Annotated in this window: 17 protein-coding genes; 10 read left to right on the plus strand and 7 right to left on the minus strand. The window is 73.1% G+C overall.

Annotated elements, in window-relative coordinates; genetic code table 11:
- The first annotated feature begins 88 nt into the window (after positions 1–88).
- Positions 89–316, plus strand: a complete 228-nt coding sequence (locus GGE06_RS35240; protein ID WP_116159561.1) for a ribbon-helix-helix protein, CopG family — start codon at positions 89–91, stop codon at positions 314–316.
- On the opposite strand, the gene GGE06_RS35245 is transcribed toward GGE06_RS35240, so the two are convergent.
- A complete protein-coding gene (locus GGE06_RS35245) occupies positions 286–1737 on the minus strand; it encodes an NCS2 family permease (protein WP_116159562.1) in 1452 nt (483 codons plus the stop codon). The genes GGE06_RS35240 and GGE06_RS35245 overlap by 31 nt on opposite strands.
- Before the next feature lie 151 nt (positions 1738–1888).
- Between GGE06_RS35245 and GGE06_RS35250 the strand changes: the two genes are divergently transcribed.
- Positions 1889–2167, plus strand: a complete 279-nt coding sequence (locus GGE06_RS35250) for a DUF2530 domain-containing protein (protein WP_184932701.1) — start codon at positions 1889–1891, stop codon at positions 2165–2167.
- Between the two features lie 80 nt (positions 2168–2247).
- The gene (locus GGE06_RS35255) at positions 2248–4668 is read left to right on the plus strand and encodes a cation-translocating P-type ATPase (protein ID WP_184932702.1); all 2421 of its coding nucleotides are present in this window, start codon (positions 2248–2250) and stop codon (positions 4666–4668) included.
- A gap of 19 nt (positions 4669–4687) precedes the next feature.
- Here GGE06_RS35255 and GGE06_RS35260 read toward each other — a convergent pair whose 3' ends face one another.
- Positions 4688–5101: an SRPBCC family protein gene (locus GGE06_RS35260; RefSeq protein ID WP_116159565.1), complete on the minus strand. Its 414-nt coding sequence runs from the start codon at positions 5099–5101 to the stop codon at positions 4688–4690.
- Positions 5098–5412 carry an ArsR/SmtB family transcription factor gene (locus tag GGE06_RS35265; protein WP_116159566.1) on the minus strand — a complete coding sequence of 105 codons (315 nt, stop codon included), beginning with the start codon at positions 5410–5412 and terminating at the stop codon, positions 5098–5100. The genes GGE06_RS35260 and GGE06_RS35265 overlap by 4 nt, the downstream gene beginning before the upstream one ends.
- A gap of 162 nt (positions 5413–5574) precedes the next feature.
- Here GGE06_RS35265 and GGE06_RS35270 point away from each other — a divergent pair, with 162 nt between their 5' ends.
- A complete protein-coding gene (locus tag GGE06_RS35270; protein WP_184932703.1) occupies positions 5575–6756 on the plus strand; it encodes a calcium-binding protein in 1182 nt (393 codons plus the stop codon).
- Here GGE06_RS35270 and GGE06_RS35275 read toward each other — a convergent pair.
- Positions 6753–9908, minus strand: coding sequence for a sacsin N-terminal ATP-binding-like domain-containing protein (locus GGE06_RS35275; RefSeq protein ID WP_184932704.1), 3156 nt, complete (start codon positions 9906–9908; stop codon positions 6753–6755). The genes GGE06_RS35270 and GGE06_RS35275 overlap by 4 nt on opposite strands.
- Positions 9909–10277: 369 nt before the next feature.
- Positions 10278–11207, minus strand: a complete 930-nt coding sequence (locus GGE06_RS35280; RefSeq protein WP_116159569.1) for a DUF3027 domain-containing protein — start codon at positions 11205–11207, stop codon at positions 10278–10280.
- 414 nt (positions 11208–11621) lie between these two features.
- On the opposite strand from GGE06_RS35280, the gene GGE06_RS35285 reads away from it, so the two are divergent.
- From GGE06_RS35285 to GGE06_RS35300, 4 genes are all read left to right on the plus strand, one after another.
- Positions 11622–13001 (plus strand): MFS transporter, encoded by a 1380-nt coding sequence (locus GGE06_RS35285; RefSeq protein WP_116159570.1) that lies wholly within the window; start codon positions 11622–11624, stop codon positions 12999–13001.
- A 135-nt stretch (positions 13002–13136) separates the two neighbouring features.
- Complete coding sequence (locus GGE06_RS35290) at positions 13137–13622, plus strand: DUF2771 domain-containing protein (RefSeq protein WP_116159571.1); 486 nt, start codon at positions 13137–13139, stop codon at positions 13620–13622.
- A gap of 7 nt (positions 13623–13629) precedes the next feature.
- Complete coding sequence (locus tag GGE06_RS35295) at positions 13630–14349, plus strand: futalosine hydrolase (RefSeq protein ID WP_116159572.1); 720 nt, start codon at positions 13630–13632, stop codon at positions 14347–14349.
- Positions 14346–15191, plus strand: a complete 846-nt coding sequence (locus GGE06_RS35300) for a 1,4-dihydroxy-6-naphtoate synthase (RefSeq protein ID WP_116159573.1) — start codon at positions 14346–14348, stop codon at positions 15189–15191. The genes GGE06_RS35295 and GGE06_RS35300 overlap by 4 nt, the downstream gene beginning before the upstream one ends.
- A 67-nt stretch (positions 15192–15258) precedes the next feature.
- Here the strand turns inward: GGE06_RS35300 and GGE06_RS43560 are convergent, their stop codons facing one another.
- Positions 15259–15642 (minus strand): cold-shock protein, encoded by a 384-nt coding sequence (locus tag GGE06_RS43560; RefSeq protein ID WP_030694234.1) that lies wholly within the window; start codon positions 15640–15642, stop codon positions 15259–15261.
- A 140-nt stretch (positions 15643–15782) separates the two neighbouring features.
- On the opposite strand from GGE06_RS43560, the gene GGE06_RS35310 reads away from it, so the two are divergent.
- The gene (locus GGE06_RS35310; RefSeq protein WP_181924556.1) at positions 15783–16070 is read left to right on the plus strand and encodes a hypothetical protein; all 288 of its coding nucleotides are present in this window, start codon (positions 15783–15785) and stop codon (positions 16068–16070) included.
- On the opposite strand, the gene GGE06_RS35315 is transcribed toward GGE06_RS35310, so the two are convergent.
- Positions 16058–16687, minus strand: coding sequence for an HAD family hydrolase (locus GGE06_RS35315; RefSeq protein ID WP_116159575.1), 630 nt, complete (start codon positions 16685–16687; stop codon positions 16058–16060). The two genes, GGE06_RS35310 and GGE06_RS35315, sit on opposite strands and share 13 nt — an antisense overlap.
- A gap of 100 nt (positions 16688–16787) precedes the next feature.
- Between GGE06_RS35315 and GGE06_RS35320 the strand changes: the two genes are divergently transcribed.
- Positions 16788–17792, plus strand: coding sequence for a FecCD family ABC transporter permease (locus tag GGE06_RS35320; protein WP_184932705.1), 1005 nt, complete (start codon positions 16788–16790; stop codon positions 17790–17792).
- Positions 17793–17853 lie beyond the last annotated feature (61 nt).

A 17853-nucleotide genomic window follows, 5' to 3' on the forward strand; every position in this document is an offset into this window, starting at 1 on the left:
CGCTTCGGCATCCATGTATCACCCAAATGAGTGAGTCGGATCCAGAAAGTGACGCAAAGGGGCCCCGGCTGCCCCGACCCTGAACGGCATGGGATCGACAGTGCTCAGCCTGCGCATCGACGGTGAGCTGCTCGACCGGCTCAGGAGTCACGCCGCGAAAAGAGGAATGAGCGTCCAGGACTACGTGGCCCGGACGCTCATTCGCGAGGATTTCGACGAGCGGTTCAAGACCGCCGTCGACGAGACGGAGAAGTTCTACGGCTCACGCGGAGCCGCGACCGACGATCACGTGAGGCCGAGCGCCGGCATCGCGTAGTAGAAGACGAAGACCGCCGACACGACGTACATGGCCACCGGGACCTCACGGCCCCGGCCGGCCGCCAGACGCAGCACGCTGAACGAGATGAAGCCGATGCCGATGCCGTTCGTGATCGAGTACGTGAACGGCATCATCAGCATGGCCAGGAACGCCGGCACCGCGATGGTGTAGTCGGCCCAGTCGATCTCCTTGATCGAACCGGCCAGGATCAGGAAGCCGACCGCGAGCAGCGCGGGCGTGGCCGCCTGCGACGGGACCATCGTGGCGAGCGGCGTGAGGAACAGCGCCACCGAGAACAGCGCACCGGTCACGACCGAGGCGAGACCCGTACGGGCACCCTCGCCGACGCCCGCCGTGGACTCCACGAAGCAGGTGGTGGCCGAGGAGGAGGTCGCACCGCCGGAGGCGACGGCCAGGCCGTCGACGAGGAGGACCTTGTTGATGCCGGGGAAGTTGCCGTCCTTGTCGATCAGCTTGGCCTCGTCGCCGACGCCGAGGATCGTGCCCATCGCGTCGAAGAAGCAGGACAGCAGCACGGTGAAGACGAACAGGACGCCGGTGAGGACGCCGACCTTGTCGAAGCCGCCGAAGAGGCTGACCTTGCCGACCAGGCCGAAGTCGGGCGAGGCGACCGGGTTGCCCGGCCACTCCGGGGTGGTGAGGCCCCAGGACGGGACCTTCGCGACCGCGTTGATCACCATGGCCACGATCGTCATGACGACGATCGAGATCAGGATCGCGCCCGGCACCTTGCGGATGATCAGCGCGAGGGTGAGGAGCGTGCCCAGGATGAAGACGAGGACCGGCCAGCCGGTGAGGTGACCGTCGCCGCCGAGCTGGAGCGGGACGGTGGTGTGCGCGGCGTCGGGGATGCGGGAGACGAAGCCCGAGTCGACGAGGCCGATCAGCATGATGAAGAGGCCGATGCCGATCGCGATGCCCTTGCGCAGGCCGACCGGGACGGCGTTCATGACGCGCTCGCGCAGACCGGTGGCGACGAGGAGCATCACGACGATGCCGGCGAGGACGACCATGCCCATGGCGTCCGGCCAGGACATCTTGGGCGCGAGCTGGAGCGCGACGACCGTGTTGACGCCGAGGCCGGCGGCGAGGGCGATCGGCACGTTGCCGATGACACCCATGAGGAGCGTCGTGAACGCCGCCGTGAGGACGGTGGCGGTGACGAGCTGGCCGCTGTCGAGCTGGTGCCCGTACATGTCCTTGGCGCTGCCGAGGATGATCGGGTTCAGCACGATGATGTAGGCCATCGCGAAGAAGGTGGCGAAACCGCCACGGATCTCGCGGGCGACGGTGGAGCCGCGCTCGGAGATCTTGAAGTAGCGGTCGAGACCGGAGACGGGACCCTGGTCCTGGGGAGTCTCCTGGGGCGTGGCCTTGGCGGTGGCCGTCGGGCTCATGGGGTTCCTCTTCAGAGGTTCAGAAAGTCCTTTTTTGGCGGTTCATACGAGTGGAACCCGCCAGAGGCAAACCGTTTCAGTATGAACACATGAACGAGCGGGCGTCTATCTCCGCGCGTAGACACAAAAACGGGCGGCCTAAACTGAGCCCATGGCGAAGTGGACACCGAAGCACGAGGCACCCGAGCCCCTCGAAGGGCCGGTCGTCGCCACCATCACCGACGGAACGATCCTCTGGTTCGTCCTCTTCCTCGTACAGCTCCCCTTCTACGGCTGGTTCGACGACCGGGGCATCACCTCGTGGATCTGGACCTGCCTGGCCGGAGCGGGGCTCGGCCTGATCGGCATCTGGTACGTGCGCAAGCGGGACGCGGCGATCAAGCGGCACGCGGCGGCGCAGGCCGCGGGCGAAGAGCACGCACAGCCGTAGCCCCTCCCGAGGGAAGCCCCTCCGGCAGGCGGCCCCTCCTCGGCAGGTGAACGACCGGATCCGGTCGTACCGTCGAGAACATGACTCAGCGGGCGAAGATCGACACGGACGGCGGCGAGACCGGCCCACGGCCCGGGCCGGCGGGACCGCCGGTCGTCCACCACCCCGCCGGACTCACCGCCGCCCAGGTCGCCGAGCGCGTCGCGCGCGGGGAGGTCAACGACGTCCCCCTGCGCAGCTCCCGCTCGACCACGGACATCGTCCGGGCGAACGTCTTCACCCGCTTCAACGCGATCATCGGCGTGCTGTGGGTGATCATGCTGATCGTCGCGCCGATCCAGGACAGCCTCTTCGGCTTCGTGATCGTCGCCAACACCGGCATCGGCATCGTCCAGGAGCTCCGCGCCAAGAAGACCCTCGACGGGCTCGCCGTCATCGGCGAGGCCAAGCCCACCGTCCGGCGGGACGGCGCGGCCGCCGAGATCTCCACCTCCGAGATCGTCCTCGGCGACCTCATCGAACTCGGACCGGGCGACAAGGTCGTCGTGGACGGCGAGGTGGCGGAGGCCGACAGCCTGGAGATCGACGAGTCGCTCCTCACGGGCGAGGCCGACCCGGTGGTGAAGAAACCCGGCGACCGGATGATGTCCGGCTCGTTCGTCGTCGCCGGCGGCGGCGCCTTCACCGCCACGAAGGTCGGACGCGAGGCGTACGCGGCGCAGCTCGCCGAGGAGGCGTCCCGCTTCACGCTGGTCCACTCGGAGCTGCGCACGGGCATCTCCACCATCCTCAAGTACGTGACGTGGATGATGGTCCCGACCGCGATCGGGCTCGTCATCAGCCAGCTCGTGGTCAAGAACAACGACTTCAAGGAAGCGGTCGCCCGTACGGTCGGCGGCATCGTCCCGATGATCCCCGAGGGCCTCGTCCTCCTCACCTCGGTCGCCTTCGCCGTCGGCGTCATCCGGCTCGGCCGCCGGCAGTGCCTCGTGCAGGAGCTGCCGGCGATCGAGGGCCTGGCCCGGGTCGACGTCGTCTGCCTGGACAAGACGGGCACGCTCACCGAGGGCGGCATGGACGTCACGGACCTCCACCCCCTCGACGGCAGCGACGAGGGGTACGTCCGCAAAGTACTGGGCGCCCTGGGCGAGTCCGACCCGCGCCCGAACGCCTCCCTCCAGGCCATCATCGAGGCCTACCCGGACACGGTGGAGTGGCGGTGCACGGAGAGCCTGCCGTTCTCGTCGGCCCGCAAGTACAGCGGGGCGTCGTTCAGCGAGGGGAACGGCGAGGACTCGACGTGGCTCCTGGGCGCGCCGGACGTCCTCCTGCCCCCGGAGGACCCGACCCTCACGGAGATCGACCACCTCAACGAACAGGGCCTGCGGGTCCTCCTCCTGGCCCGTACGGCCCACGAACTCGACGACCCCGAGGTCGCCACCGACGTCCGCCCCACCGCCCTGGTCGTCCTGGAACAACGCCTCCGCCCCGACGCCGCCGACACCCTCGCCTACTTCGCCGACCAGAAGGTCGCCACCAAGGTCATCTCCGGCGACAACGCGGTCGCGGTGGGCGCGGTGGCGGGAAAGCTGGACATGCCCGGCGCGGAGAACACGATCGACGCCCGGCAGCTCCCCACCGACCGGGAGGAGATGGCGAAGGTACTGGACGAGAACGCGGTCTTCGGCCGGGTCACCCCGCAGCAGAAGCGGGACATGGTGGCGGCGCTCCAGTCCCACGGCCACACGGTCGCGATGACGGGCGACGGCGTGAACGACGTCCTGGCCCTGAAGGACGCGGACATCGGCGTCTCGATGGGCTCGGGCTCGGAGGCGACGAGGGCGGTGGCGCAGATCGTCCTGCTGAACAACAGCTTCGCGAGCCTCCCGTCGGTGGTGGCGGAAGGCCGCCGGGTCATCGGCAACATCACGCGCGTCGCCACGCTCTTCCTCACCAAGACGGTCTACTCGGTGCTCCTGGCGGTCCTGGTGGTGGTCTCCCAGGTGGAGTACCCCTTCCTCCCCCGCCACCTGACCCTGCTCTCCACCCTCACGATCGGCGTCCCGGCCTTCTTCCTCGCGCTGGCCCCCAACAAGGAACGCGCGAAGCCGAACTTCGTCCGCCGGGTGATGCGGTACGCGATCCCCGGCGGCGTCATCGCGGCGGCGGCCACCTTCACGACGTACCTCCTGGCCCGCCACTACTACACGGGCACGGACGCCCTGGGCGCCGAGACCAGCGCGGCCACCCTCACCCTCTTCCTGGTCTCGATGTGGGTCCTCGCGATCATCGCCCGCCCCTACACCTGGTGGCGCCTCGCCCTGGTCGCCGCCATGGGAGCCGCCTTCCTCCTGGTCCTCGCCGTCCCGTGGCTCCAGGACTTCTTCGCCCTGAAACTGGTGGGCGTGACGATGCCGTGGACGGCGGTGCTCATCGCGGCGGGCGGCTGCGTCCTGCTGGAGGCGGCGTGGCGATGGGTGGACCGGAGGTTCCCGGCGTAGGGCTCCTGCGGGGTGCGGGTCAGCCGTGCAGGGTGGTTTCCAGGCGGTTCAGGACGTGGGGCCAGCCGTGGCCCATGCCCTCGTGGGCCTGGCGGCCCAGCGGGGAGTCGAGGTCGAAGCCGGCGTGGGTGAGGACCAGGCGGGTGCCCTCGCCCTCCGGGTGGAGCGTCCAGGTGAGGGTGGTGTCGAGCGTGCCCTCGGCGAAGCGGTAGGCGAGCAGCCGTTCGTCGTCCACGGCGGTCACCTCGCACGCCTGCTGCCCGAAGTCGCCCATGTCGAGGGTGAAGCGGTGTCCGACGACGGGCCGGACGTCGCCGGCCGCCCACCAGCGGGCGTGCAGGTCGGGGTCGGTCAGGGCCTTCCACACCGCCGCGGGTGCGTGGGGCAGGAACTTCTCGCAGGTGATCGTGGCGTTCGTGGCGTTCTCGGTCATGACTCCGCTTCCTCGTCCAGGAGATCGGCCAGCGCGTCCAGACGCTGCTTCCAGTAGTGCTCGAACGGATGCAGCCACTCGCTCACCTCGGCCAGCCGGGCCGGTTCGAGGTGGTAGAAGCGGTGCCGTCCGCGGGGCTCCTCGCGTACGAGTCCCGCCGTACGGAGCACCGCGAGGTGCTCGGAGACCGCGGGCCTCCCGAGCGCGAACATCCCGGCCAGCTCGCCCGTGGAGCGAGGGCCCTCCCGCAGCGTTTCGAGCAGTTTGCGGCGCACCGGATTGGCCAGCACGCCGAAGACGTCGGTCGGCATGGCCCTCACCATACGTCGGGATTTTCCGACGCGTCAAAGATTTCCGACGTGTCGCCGGGGCGATCCATCGGGTGAAATCACTCTCCGTACATCCATTCACCCCTTCATCCCGGGGAGAGATCACGCAACGCGACCGCCTCCGGAAGGAACCCCGTGACCCCCATGACCCTCAGACCAGCCGTCGCCCTCCTCTGCGCCCCGGCGCTCGTCGCCGCCGCGCTCACCGTCACCGCCGCGGGTCCCGCCTCCGCCGCGGCCACCTGCTTCGAGGCCGCCGCCACCGTCACCGGCACCATCGGCACCCCGGGCGACGACGTCATCATCGGCACGCCCGGCAACGACGTCATCGACGGCAAGGGCGGCAACGACCGGATCTGCGGCCTCGGCGGCAACGACTACGTCCACGGCGGGGACGGCGACGACCGCATCACGGGCGGCACCGGCGACGACCAGGTCTTCGGGGACGCCGGCAACGACGAGATCGTCGGCGACGAGCGCGCGTACACCGGCGACGTCATCGGCTCCACCGGCCGGGACCACCTCGACGGCGGGACCGGGAACGACTTCCTGCTCGGGGACAACGCGGCGACGCAGGGCACCGCCTCCGGCGCCTCCCCCGACGTCCTCGTCGGCGGGGTCGGCGACGACGTCCTCTACGGGGACGACTACGCCGACCACGCCGACGGCGGCGCCCCGGACCGGATCGTCGCCGGCGACGGCGAGGACGTCATCGTCGGGGACTCCGTCGGCTACTACTCGGCGTCGGGTGCCGGGGACGACGTCCTGCTCGAAGGCGCCGGCACCCAGGGCGACGTCACGGGCGACAGCTTCGCCGGGTTCGGCAACGCGACCGGGGCCGGCGGCGACGACCTCATCGACCTGGGACCGGACGGCGCGTTCGGCGCCGTCGGCGACCACACGGCCGGCGGCACCGCGGTCGGCTCCGGAAACGACCGGATCATCGGCGGCGCCGCGGGCGAGATCATCCTCATCGGCGACAACTCCCTCGTCGACCCCACCGGCGCCACCGCGGGCGACGACCTGATCGAGGGCCGCGGCGGCGACGACCGGATCTTCGGCGACAACTCGGACTGGAGCCAGACGCTCGGCACCGCCGGCGGCCGGGACACCCTGCGCGGCGGCGACGGCGACGACTTCCTGCGCGGCGGCCCCGCCGACGACGTCCTCGACGGCCAGGCCGGCGTCGACGACTGCGACGGCGAGGGCGGGACGGACGTCGTGCTCCACTGCGAGGCCCCGCCCGCCGCGCGGTCGGTGCGGAAGGCCGCGCCCGCCCGGACGGAGCGGCCGCTGTACGCCCGCTTCGCCCGCCACGCCGTCTAGTCGAACCAGCGGTCCCTCGCCAGCTCCGCCGTCCTCGACGGGTCCTCCAGGAGCGCCGCCACCTCGAAGCGGCGGGGCCACTGGCCGGACGCCCAGGCCAGACCCGCCGCCACGCCCTCCAGGGTGGCGGCGTGGACGACGCCGTCCGGGGTGCGGCGCCAGTCGAGTTCCACTCCGCCCGCGTGGAGCTCCTCGTGCTCGATGTACGAGGCGGGCGTCGACGGGCCCAGGAGGGCGTGGACCGACGGCGGGACCTCGTGCTCCTCGCCGACCGTCGTCACCTCGGCCTCGACGGCCTCGCTCAGCCGCCGGACCTGGAAGAGCTCGGCCAGGTCCGCGGCGCGGGTCGGGGAGACCGGGAGGAGGGGGAGGTCGCCGGCCAGCGGGAGCAGGTCGGGGGCGTCCGCCACCAGGGCCTCCGCGGCGTCGACGACGACGAGGGTGCCGTCCACGACCGCGCGCAGTTCGTCGGGGAGCGTCACCTGGTCGGGGTCCAGGTCCGCCAGGGCCGTGTACAGGGCGTGGAGTTGGACGCCCGTCACCTCCCGCGACGGGTCCGCGAGCCGCGTCAGGAGTTCCGCCGCGCCGCCCGGTTCGTCGAGGAGGGAGGCGACGGAGGTGCGCACGCCCAGGGCGCGGAGGACCTGCTCGTCCTCGAAGCCGGTCGCGTCGGCGGAGTCGTACAGGCCGGAGAGCAGCGGGTCGGAGCCCTCCGCGCGCAGGCCCGCCGGGCGGCGGCCGTCGAGGACGGGGTGGTCGCGCAGCCACCAGGCCGTGTACGAGCGGACGGTCTCCGTCGTGCCGTCCGGCAGGAGGACCCGTACGGGCTGGGTCAGGGCGTCCCTCAGGGGCGGCTGGGCGAGGAGGGCGAGCGCCATGGGCCAGCAGTCGTCGTCGACCAGGTCCAGGTCCCGTACGGCCACGATCTCCGTCGCCACGGGGGGTACGGGGGCCTCCGGGAGGCGGTCCAGGACGTCCTCGCACCAGACGTCGACCGCGTCGAGGAGGCCCGCGTCGTCGGGCTCCGGGTAGTCGCCCTCGCGCGGCTCGACCTCGTCCGGGTCGAGGACCAGGTCGGTCGCGCGGACCAGGGCGAAGTTCGCCAGGACGCCGCACGCGGCGAGGGGCTGCTCGCCCCAGCGGGACGCGATCTCGGAGTCGACGAAGGCGAGTTCGTCCTCGCGCATCACCGCCGCGAAGGGGGAGCCGGGGAGGACGAGTTCGCCCGCCGGGGAGAGTTCGCCGTCCTCGTCGGGGAGGGCGAGCGCGCCGAGCCACGGCTCCTCGCCCGGGTCGAGCTCCGCGTCGCGGACGAGGGCGAGGACCGTCTCGGCCAGCTCCTCCGCGTCGAGGGCGTCGGTGTCCTCGTCCCAGATCTCGCCCGCGTCGAGGGAGGCCGCGACCGCCGCCCGCACCTGCGGGGTCGTCAGGACCGCGCGGGGCGTGGCGGGCAGGGCGCCCAGCTTCTCCAGGAGCGGGTGGGCGGCCTCCGGGTGCGCCACCTTCAGTCCGAGCCGGGTCAGCTCGGCGGGGGTGCGGTCCTGCGGGAGGAGGACCTGGCGGGGGCCGATCGTCGTACGGATCCGCTCCTCGTCCGCGTCGGAGGCGAGCGGCACCGGGAGGCCGGTCAGGCGGTCCGGGTCGACGCCGACGAGGGAGTCGTAGAGCCGCCACCACCACGTCGGCGCCCTGTCGACCCCGGCGAGGCGGTCGACGGCCTCGGTGAGGGGGACGCGGCCGATGCCGAGCGTGCGGAGCTCGGGGCGGCGCTCCAGGCCCGCCGGGAGGAGGGTCGGGAAGACCTCCGCGAGGACCTCGACGGTCTCCGCGCCCGCGCCCTCCACGACCTCCGCCTCGATCGGACGGAGCGCCGGCAGCTCCTCGGACGGCGCGGCGGGCGCCAGGAACGCGACCCTCGGCAGCCGGTCCAGGATCGCCTCGCGCAGCGCGCCGTCGAGCGGGCCCTTGCCGAGCGGGCCGGGCACGAGGTCGAGGGTCGCGGTCGTCACCGGCTGCCAGTCGGCGAGCAGTTCGGCGTACGCGTCGGCCGCGCGCTGCACCAGGAAGTCGGTGAGCGGCCCCGGCGCGGGGTGCCGCCGGGCGGTGTCGAGCGGGAGGGACGCGATGAGGAGCGCGGGGATGCCGAGCGGCTCGTCGGTGGGCGTGGGGGCGTGCACGACCGGCGTCGTACGGGGGTAGCGCGGGGCGCCCTCGGTGTCCACGGGTACGGCCCAGGTGACCGACCAGTGCGGGCGCAGACGCTCCTCGACCGGGCGGTCCTTGAGGAGTTCGGGCTCGATCGGGCCGCCGTGGGTGACGGTCCGCCAGCGGTGGGCGCCGTCGCTCGCGGTCGCCGAGTCGTCGATGCGGACGTATCCGTCGTCCTCGGAGCGGCGGAGGGTGCGTACCCCTCCTTCGGGTGTCTCGACGACGATCTCGGCGAGACCCGGAAGGGTGAGGAGCAGGGAGTCGTCGACGGAGGCGAGGAGGCGCTCGGCGAGGTCCTCTGCGGCGGTGTCGCGGAGCGGGAGGACGACGACGGTGTCGTAGCCGTCGGGGGCGGTGCCCTCGGCGGGCAGCGGAAGCCGCAGGAGGGGTACGTGGCCGTCGCGGCGGCGCAGTTCGTCGCCGAGGCCCGGGCTGTACCGGGCGGCCTCGGCGGCCAGTTCGCGGGCCTCGGCGAGGGACCAGCGGACGCCGCCGTGCCGGCCGAGGACGGCGGGCTCGTCGGACACGGCGAGGACGGCGGCGAAACCGACGCCGAAGCGGCCCACGGCGCCGTGCGTCTGCTCGCGCTTCGCGGAGGCGCGGAGGGTGGACAGCGACTCGGCGCCGGCGGCGTCCAGCGGGGCGCCGGTGTTCGCCGCGGCGAGGACCGCGGGGCCCTCGTGGTCCGCCGGGTGCAGGGTCAGGCGGAGGCGGCCGGTGACGGCGGCGCGGTGGGCGGCGTCGGCGGCGTTCTGGGCCAGTTCGACGACGAGGCGGTCGCGGTAGCCGCCGAGCGCCAGGTCCTCCTCGGCGTTGGCGTCCTCCCGGAACCGGGCGGGACTCGCGCCCCAGGCGTCGAGCACGCCCCTCCGCAGCCGGGCGGTGCCGAAGGGATCGGTTCCGTCGGTCGTCGTCCGGACGCTGACGCTCACGTCTGACTCCACTCTGCGGGGCGGTGATGATGCCGGGGCCCGAAGGTACCGTGCGCCAGCCCACCCGGGGCGCCGGGGCACGTGGGGGCCGGGGGCGCGCGGGGGCGCGTGCGCTCGCCCCCGTTGTGGGCAATCGTTCCGCCGGGGCGGAACGGGTGGGCACAACGGAACGGCGCCCTTGCCGGCGCCAGAGGCTTCGGAGCCTGGACCCGCACCGCGTTGTGCGCCGCCGCTGGGGTGCGGGTCAGGGCGCGGGACGCGGAGGCGCCGCTAGAGGGCGCCGTCCCGTGTGCCCACCCGTCCCGCCCTGCGGGACGATTGCCCACACGGGCGGGGCGCGGGCACACCGGGCGGGGGCACCGCCCCACGCGAGTGGTCGGGCTACGAGTGGCCCAGGTCCTCCGAGGCCGCGTCCGGCTCCGACGTCGAGCCCGAGTCCTTCGCCGGCCGGAGCGGGAAGACGTCCGCCGCCATGGAGTCGAGGACCGGCGCCGCCGGCCGCGGCGGCTTCGGCATGACCGCCGCCTCCGAGTGCCCCCCGCACCCGTACGCGAGCGACACGACCCGGCCGTCCGCCGGCGAGAACTCGTTGGCGCAGATGCCGAAGGCCTGCTTCAGCGACCCGGCCAGCGGCACCAGGAACGCGCACGACTCGCACGACGCGGGCGCCGCCTGCGCCATCGGTGTCTTCGCGCCGAACGCCTCGTCCCACCGGTCCGCCGCCATGTGCAGGCCGTAGCGGGAGAGGACCCTCGCCCGCCGCATGCCGAGCTCCTCGGCGACCGCCGCGATCGCTCCCCGCGAGGGGGTGCGCGAGGTCAGCTCGGCGTCCTCCTCGTCGAGGTGCTCCTCCATCTCCTCCGAGACGGCGGAGTTCGGCGGCGGCGCGTCCTCGCCCGAGTAGCCGGGCTCCAGGCGCAGGTCGTCCTGCTCCGTGGGGAGCAGGTCCCCCGGGCCCATGTCCCCGGGCCGCAGCCGCTCGCTCCACGGCACCCACTCCGGGGCCATGAGCGCGTCGGCGCCCGGCAGCAGGACGGTTTCGTCAAGCGTGACGTTCTTGGCGCGGGAGGCGCGGGTGACGGTCACCGCCCAGCGCCAGCCCCGGTAGCCGGGTTCCTTGGACTCGAAGTAGTGCGTGACGACGCGGTCGCCCTCCGCGACCACCTCGACGTGGGCGCCGACGATGCCGGGCGCGGCCGCCTCCTCGGCGGCCTCCCGCGCGAGGTCTACGGCCTCGGCGCACAGGCGGTCGGGGGTACGCGTGGCTCGCGGGGTACGCGGGGTACCGCTTCGCGTCGTCGCAGCACTCACAGGTCTCGCTTCTCTCCTACGCCGTCTCACGGGTGCGTCGGCCGAGGGGCGGGAGCGAAGCCACGGGTGGCGGGCGGAGCGGACCAGAGGGCCGCATCGACGTCCGCACCCGACTTGTCTCGCGCGTCTCGGGCACACCTAACGCCATCCATTCTGCGGGATGCCGAAGAGGCGCGCGGCCGAGAGCTTCCGCCGGTGACGCGCTACGCACGCTACCCCGTTCGCGGGCCTCCGCCCACCTGCCCGTCCCAAGTGGCCCGTATCGCGGACGCCCGCCACGCCCGAACCGACCGCGGGACGGCGCGTACGGGGCGTGCGAAGTGGCCTGCGGTGAAGCCGTACCCGCCGCCCGCTCGTCCGGCTCCCCCGTCGCGCCCCGGTTCGTCCGGGGCGCGGGTGGGGCACTATGACGGAGTGGCAGCCGCACGGTCCCCCGTACGATCACACGATCCCGCCGGGCCGCTCCGCCGAGCGGGCCGGAAGGTCGGGCGTGCCCTGCACCTGCCGTTCACCGGGACCGCGAAGGGCATCCGGAAGGCGACGCACGCGCACGGCGCGGGCGAGTCGGGGCTCGGGAAGCTGATCGAGCTGCACGCCGTGAACGGCGCGGGCGACGTCATGATCACCGTGGCCCTCGCCTCCACCGTCTTCTTCTCGGTGCCGACCGACGAGGCCCGCGGCCGCGTCGCGCTCTACCTGGCCGTCACGATGGCCCCCTTCACGCTCCTGGCCCCCGTGATCGGTCCGCTCCTGGACCGGATCCCGCACGGGCGGCGCGCGGCGATGGCGGGCGCGATGCTGACCCGCGCCGTCCTCGCGATCATGATGTCGGGGGCGGTGGCGACGGGGGGTCTTGAGCTGTATCCCGCCGCGCTCGGCGTCCTCGTGGCCTCCAAGGCGTACGGGGTGGTCCGCAGCGCCGTCGTGCCCCGCCTCCTCCCACCGAACTTCTCGCTCGTGAAGGCGAACTCCCGGGTCACCCTCGCCGGGCTGCTCGCCACCGGCATCGCCGCGCCCATCGGGGCGGGGCTCCAGCTGATCGGGCCGGGCTGGCCGCTGTACGGGGCGTGCGCGCTGTTCCTGCTCGGCACGTTCTGGGCGCTGCGGATGCCGCACAAGGTGGACTCCGCGAAGGGCGAGCGGCGGGCGCACCTGCTGACCCACGGCGAGAAGAAGCCGAGTCTGCGGACCGTGGGGCCGTCGGTGCTGCACGGGCTCCAGGCGAACGCCGCGCAGCGCATGCTGTCGGGCTTCCTGATCTTCTTCCTGGCGTTCCTGCTGCGCGAGCACCCGCTGTCCGGGCAGAGCGCCGCCGTCTCCCTGGGCATCGTGGGCGTGGCGGCCGGCACGGGGAACGCCTGCGGTACGGCCGCCGGCTCGCTCCTGCGCGACCGGGGCCACGGGCCCGAGGTGATCATCGCCACGATGATCAGCGTCGTGCTCGGTACGGCCGTCTGCGCGGCGATCTTCTTCGGCGGCCTCATGGTCGCCGTCCTCGTCGCGGTCGCCGGGCTCACCCAGGCCCTCTCGAAGCTGTCCCTGGACGCGCTGATCCAGCGGGACGTGCCGGAGCTGGTGCGGACCTCGGCGTTCGCCCGCTCCGAGACGGCGCTCCAGATGGCGTGGGTGGTGGGCGGCGGGATCGGCATCGCCCTGCCCCTGAACGGCACCCTCGGGATGGCCGTCGCCGCCGGGATCCTGGGCGTGGGCGCCCTCCTCGCGGTCCGCGGGCTCCTCTCGGCCGCCCGCAGCCGCCCGGGCCCCAAGGGCCGCTCCAAGGCGAAGGTGGCCTGATCTCCACCCGACCTCCGCCTGATCCCGGCTCCCCGGGGCCGGACGGACCCGGACACTCCGCACGAAGCGGTACGCCGTGGCGGCACGCCGTACCCCCGCGTGGCGCGGACGCGGCGGCCCGATAGCCTTCGGCTCATGACCGTTGCGTTCTTCTCCGGCTCGCGCCGCCGGGCCGCCGTCGCCCTCGGGGCCGTCTCCGCCGGGCTCCTCGTACTCTCCGCCTGCGACAAGCCGACTCCGCTCGCGACCCTGACGGTCGGGACCGAATCGGTCCACACCGAGGCCGCCTGCTACAACGACGGCGACGCCATCAAGGAGTCGCAGATCCAGCAGTGCCTCAACAAGAAGGCCGAGACGTCCATCACGGTCTCCGCGGACGACAAGATCCGCTTCGGCGTGGACCCGAAGATCGCGGACAACGGCTGGACGATCTTCCTCGGCGGCCAGCAGGCCGAGCCCGAGCCGTACAAGAAGACGTACCGGACCATCCCGGCCAGCGCCTTCTTCTCCAGCCAGTCCGGCGAGGCCACCGACAAGACCCAGGTGACCATCGTCGAGAACACCGGCAAGAAGCTGACCGGCATCTGGCACTTCCAGCTGAAGAAGGACACGAACTCCTGATCCGCCGGTGGCCCACCGGATCCTGATCGTGACGGCCGTGGCGGCGGAGGCGGACTCCGTCTCCGCCGGCCTCGGCTCCCCCGAGCCGCGCCCGCTGCCGGGGGGTCTCGTCCTGCGCCGTCACGGCCACGTCGACGTCCTCGTCGGCGGGGTCGGCCCCGCGGCCGTCGCCGCGGCGACGGGGACGGCCCTCGCGTGCGAGGCCCTGGCCGGGAGCGGCTACGGCCTCGTCGTCTCCGCCGGGATCGCCGGCGGGTTCCAGCCCGCGGCGCCGGTCGGGTCCGTCGTCGTGTCCTCGGCGATCGTCGCCGCCGACCTCGGCGCGGAGACCCCGGACGGGTACCTCGCCGTCGAGGACCTCGGCTTCGGCCGCTCCGTCCACCTCGTGCCCGAGGAGCTGACCGGGCGGATCACCGCCGCGCTGGACGCCGGCGCCCCGCCCCACGCCCTCGCGCCGGTCCTCACCGTGTCCACGGTCACCGGCACCGCCCGTCGCGCCGCCGAGCTCGCGGAGCGCCACCCGGCGGCCGCCGCCGAGGCGATGGAGGGCTTCGGCGTCGCCGAGGCCGCCGCCGCGCACGGGGTGCCCGTCGTCGAGATCCGGGCCGTGTCGAACGCCGTCGGCCCCCGCGACCGCGCCGCCTGGCGCATCGGCGAGGCCCTGGGCGCCCTCCGGCACACCTTCGAGCTGCTCAGTCGTACCGTCTTCGTGGAGGCGCACGCGTGAAACTGAAGATCGCCTACTCGCCCTGCCCGAACGACACCTTCGTGTTCGACGCCTGGGCGCACGACCGGGTCCCGGGCGCGCCCCGGCTCGACGTGACCTTCGCCGACATCGACGTCACCAACGGCTGGGCCGAGAGCGGCACCGACGCCCACGACGTCCTGAAGGTCTCGTACGCCGTCCTGCCGTGGATCCTCGACGAGTACGCCCTGCTGCCCTGCGGCGGCGCCCTCGGCCGGGGCTGCGGCCCGCTCGTGCTCACGCGCGACGCGGACGTGGACCTGAGGGGGAAGACCGTCGCCGTGCCGAGCGAGCGCTCCACCGCGTACCTGCTGTTCCGGCTGTGGGCGGCCGAGAAGGTGCCCGGCGGCGTCGGCGAGGTCGTCGTGATGCCGTTCCACGAGATCATGCCCGCCGTCCGGGACGGGAAGGTCGACGCGGGGCTCGTCATCCACGAGGCCCGCTTCACGTACAAGAACTACGGGCTGCACTGCCTCGCCGACATGGGCGAGCACTGGGAGACCACGACCGGCCTCCCGATCCCGCTGGGCGCGATCGTCGCCCGCCGCTCCCTGGGCGCCGAGACCCTCGCACTGCTCGCCGAGTCCGCCCGCGCCTCGGTACGGATGGCCTGGGACGACCCTGCGGCCTCGCGGCCGTACGTCATGGAGCACGCCCAGGAGATGGACCCGAAGGTGGCCGACCAGCACATCGGTCTCTACGTCAACGAGTTCACGGCCGACCTCGGCGAGCACGGCTACGCGGCGGTCCGCGGGCTGCTCACGCGCGCCGCGGCCGAGGGACTCGTACCGCCCCTCGGCCCGGACGCGCTGGCGTTCCCGTAACGGGAGGCCGGACGGAGCCCGGCAGCCGCCCGAAGCCCGCGCAGCGGTGCGAGGGCGGCCGGAAGGGCTAGACGTCGAGCTGGTCGGCGACCGCGCGCAGCAGGCCGGCGATCTTCTTGCCGGCCGCCTTCTCCGGGTAGCGGCCGCGCTCCAGCATCGGCGTGATGTTCTCCAGGAGCGTCGTCAGGTCCTGCACGATGGACGCCAGTTCGTCGGGCTTACGGCGCTGCGCCGCGGCGACGGACGGGGTCGGGTCGAGGATCGTGACGGACAGCGCCTGGTCGCCGCGCTGACCGGCGACGACTCCGAACTCCACCCGCTGTCCCGGCTTCAGTGCGTCGACTCCGGCAGGGAGCACCGACGAGTGCACGAAGACGTCGCCGCCGTCGTCGCGGGAGAGAAAGCCGAAGCCCTTCTCGCTGTTGAACCATTTGACCTTGCCGGTAGGCACGTCTGTCCTCGTCCTCGTCCTCGTCGATGGGGATGGCAAACAGCGGGTCAAGAGACCCGCCGGCACCAGGCTAATGGTCAGGAGGCCGGTGACAAGACGTCGCCGATGTGTTCCTCCGGCCTGGGAACTACCCTGGCCGGATGCGTAGTGAAACCCCCGCCGTGCCGGTGGACGACGTGGACGGCAGTGTCCCGGGTGACGGACTGGTCAAGGCCGGTGTGATCGTGTTCGCGGTCGGCGCGGTCGCGACGCTGGTCACCGTGGCCCCGCTGTTCCTCGGGACGGACCCGTTCCCCACCGTCGCGTACCTCGTGTCGATGCTGATGGGGGTCGGGTTCCTGGTGGCCGCCGCCGGGCTGCTGAGGTCGGTCGCGTCCCAGCGGCGGCAGGCCCGAAAGGCTTCGGCCACGGCCGCTCAGCCGCGGTAGCCCTCCCACCAGGCACGGAAGTCCGTCAGGTCCGCCAGGACCACGTCCGCGCCGGCCGCCCGCAGCTCCTCGGCGGGGCAGGGGCCGGTCGCGACGGCCACCGAGAACGCGCCCGCCGTGGCGGCGCCCCGGACGTCGCCGACGTGGTCGCCGACGTACACCCCGGCGCCGTGCGCGCGCAGGGCCTCCGCCTTGCCCTCGGCCCACAGGCCGCCGGCGACGGCGTCGGGCTTCATGCCGAGGTGGTCGAGGTGCAGCCCGGCGTGCGCGCCGTTCTTCGCGGTGACGACGATCGTGCGGCCGCCCGCCTCGCGCACGGCCTCGATCGCGTCCAGGGCGCCCGGCATGGGGACGGTGGGCTCGATGGCGTACGAGGGGTAGAGCGCCCGGTAGCGGGCGGTCATCTCCGTGACGTGCTCCGCCGGGAACCAGTGCGCCATCTCCTGCTCCAGCGGCGGCCCGAGGCGGCTCACGACGAGGTCGGCGTCGATCGGGACGCCGACCTCGGCGGAGAAGGCGACGAAGGCCGCCTTGATGCCGGGGCGGGTGTCGAGCAGGGTCAGGTCGAGGTCGAAGCCGACGGTGAGCCGGTCCGTGGGCGGCGGTGTGGTCGTCATGGCCCCATTGTCGGGGGACCCGGGGCACAGGTGTTCGCACGGGGGTGGCTGATTAAATGAGGTGAGCCTAACCAAACCTGCACCTCCCCGATGGGTCCCGATGCCAGCCGCTTTCCGCACCAGACGCGTCCTCGCGACCTCGGCGGCCCTCGTCGCCCTGCTCCTCGCCGTCCTCCTCAGCCTCGCCGTCGGCGCCCGCCCCATCGCGCCCTCCACCGTCCTCGACGCCCTGCTGCACGGCGCGACCGGCGACGACGCCGAGGTCGTCCGGCAGCTCCGCGTCCCCCGGACCCTCATCGGGCTGATGGTCGGCGCCGCCCTCGCGCTCGCCGGCACCACCCTCCAGGGCATCACCCGCAACCCGATCGCCGACCCCGGCATCCTCGGCATCAGCCAGGGCTCGTCCGTCGCCGTCGTCCTCGCCATCGCCTTCCTCGGCGTGCACGAGCTCAGCGGGTACGTGTGGTTCGCCTTCGCCGGCGCCGCCCTCGCCTCCGTCGCCGTCTACGCGATCGCCGCCGGCGGGCGGGGCGGCGCCACGCCCGTGAAACTGGCGCTCGGCGGGGCCGCGATCAACGCGCTGCTGCTCTCCGTCACCACCGGCGTCCTCACCACCCGGGCCTCGGCGCTCGACGAGTTCCGGTTCTGGCAGATCGGCTCCCTCGACGGGCGCGACACCGAGATCGTCGGCCAGATCTGGCCCTTCCTGCTGCTCGGCACGGTCCTCGTCCTCTCCGTGGCGCGCGGGCTCGACGCGCTCGCGCTCGGCGAGGACGTCGCCAAGGGGCTCGGGCAGCGCGTCGCGACCGTACGGATCGTGGGCGGGCTCGGCGCGACCGTCCTCACCGGCGCGGCCGTCGCCGCCGCCGGCCCCGTCGCCTTCGTCGGCCTCGCCGTCCCCCACATCGCCCGCGCCGTCGTCGGCTCCGACCACCGCTGGGTCCTGCCGATGGCCGCGCTCGTCGGCCCGGTGATGCTGCTCACCGCCGACGTCGCCGGCCGGATCGTCTTCCCGCCGGGCGAGGTCCCGGCCGGGGTGATGACGGCGCTGATCGGGGTGCCGTTCCTGGTGACGCTGGTACGCCGGAAGGCGGTGCCGGCGTGAGCGCGCTCCCTGACGGGCGTACCGGCCGCGGTCACACGCGCACGGCCGCAGGCGGTGCCGG

The organism is Streptomyces nymphaeiformis, from assembly GCF_014203895.1.
In the GTDB taxonomy this organism is placed as follows: domain Bacteria; phylum Actinomycetota; class Actinomycetes; order Streptomycetales; family Streptomycetaceae; genus Streptomyces; species Streptomyces nymphaeiformis.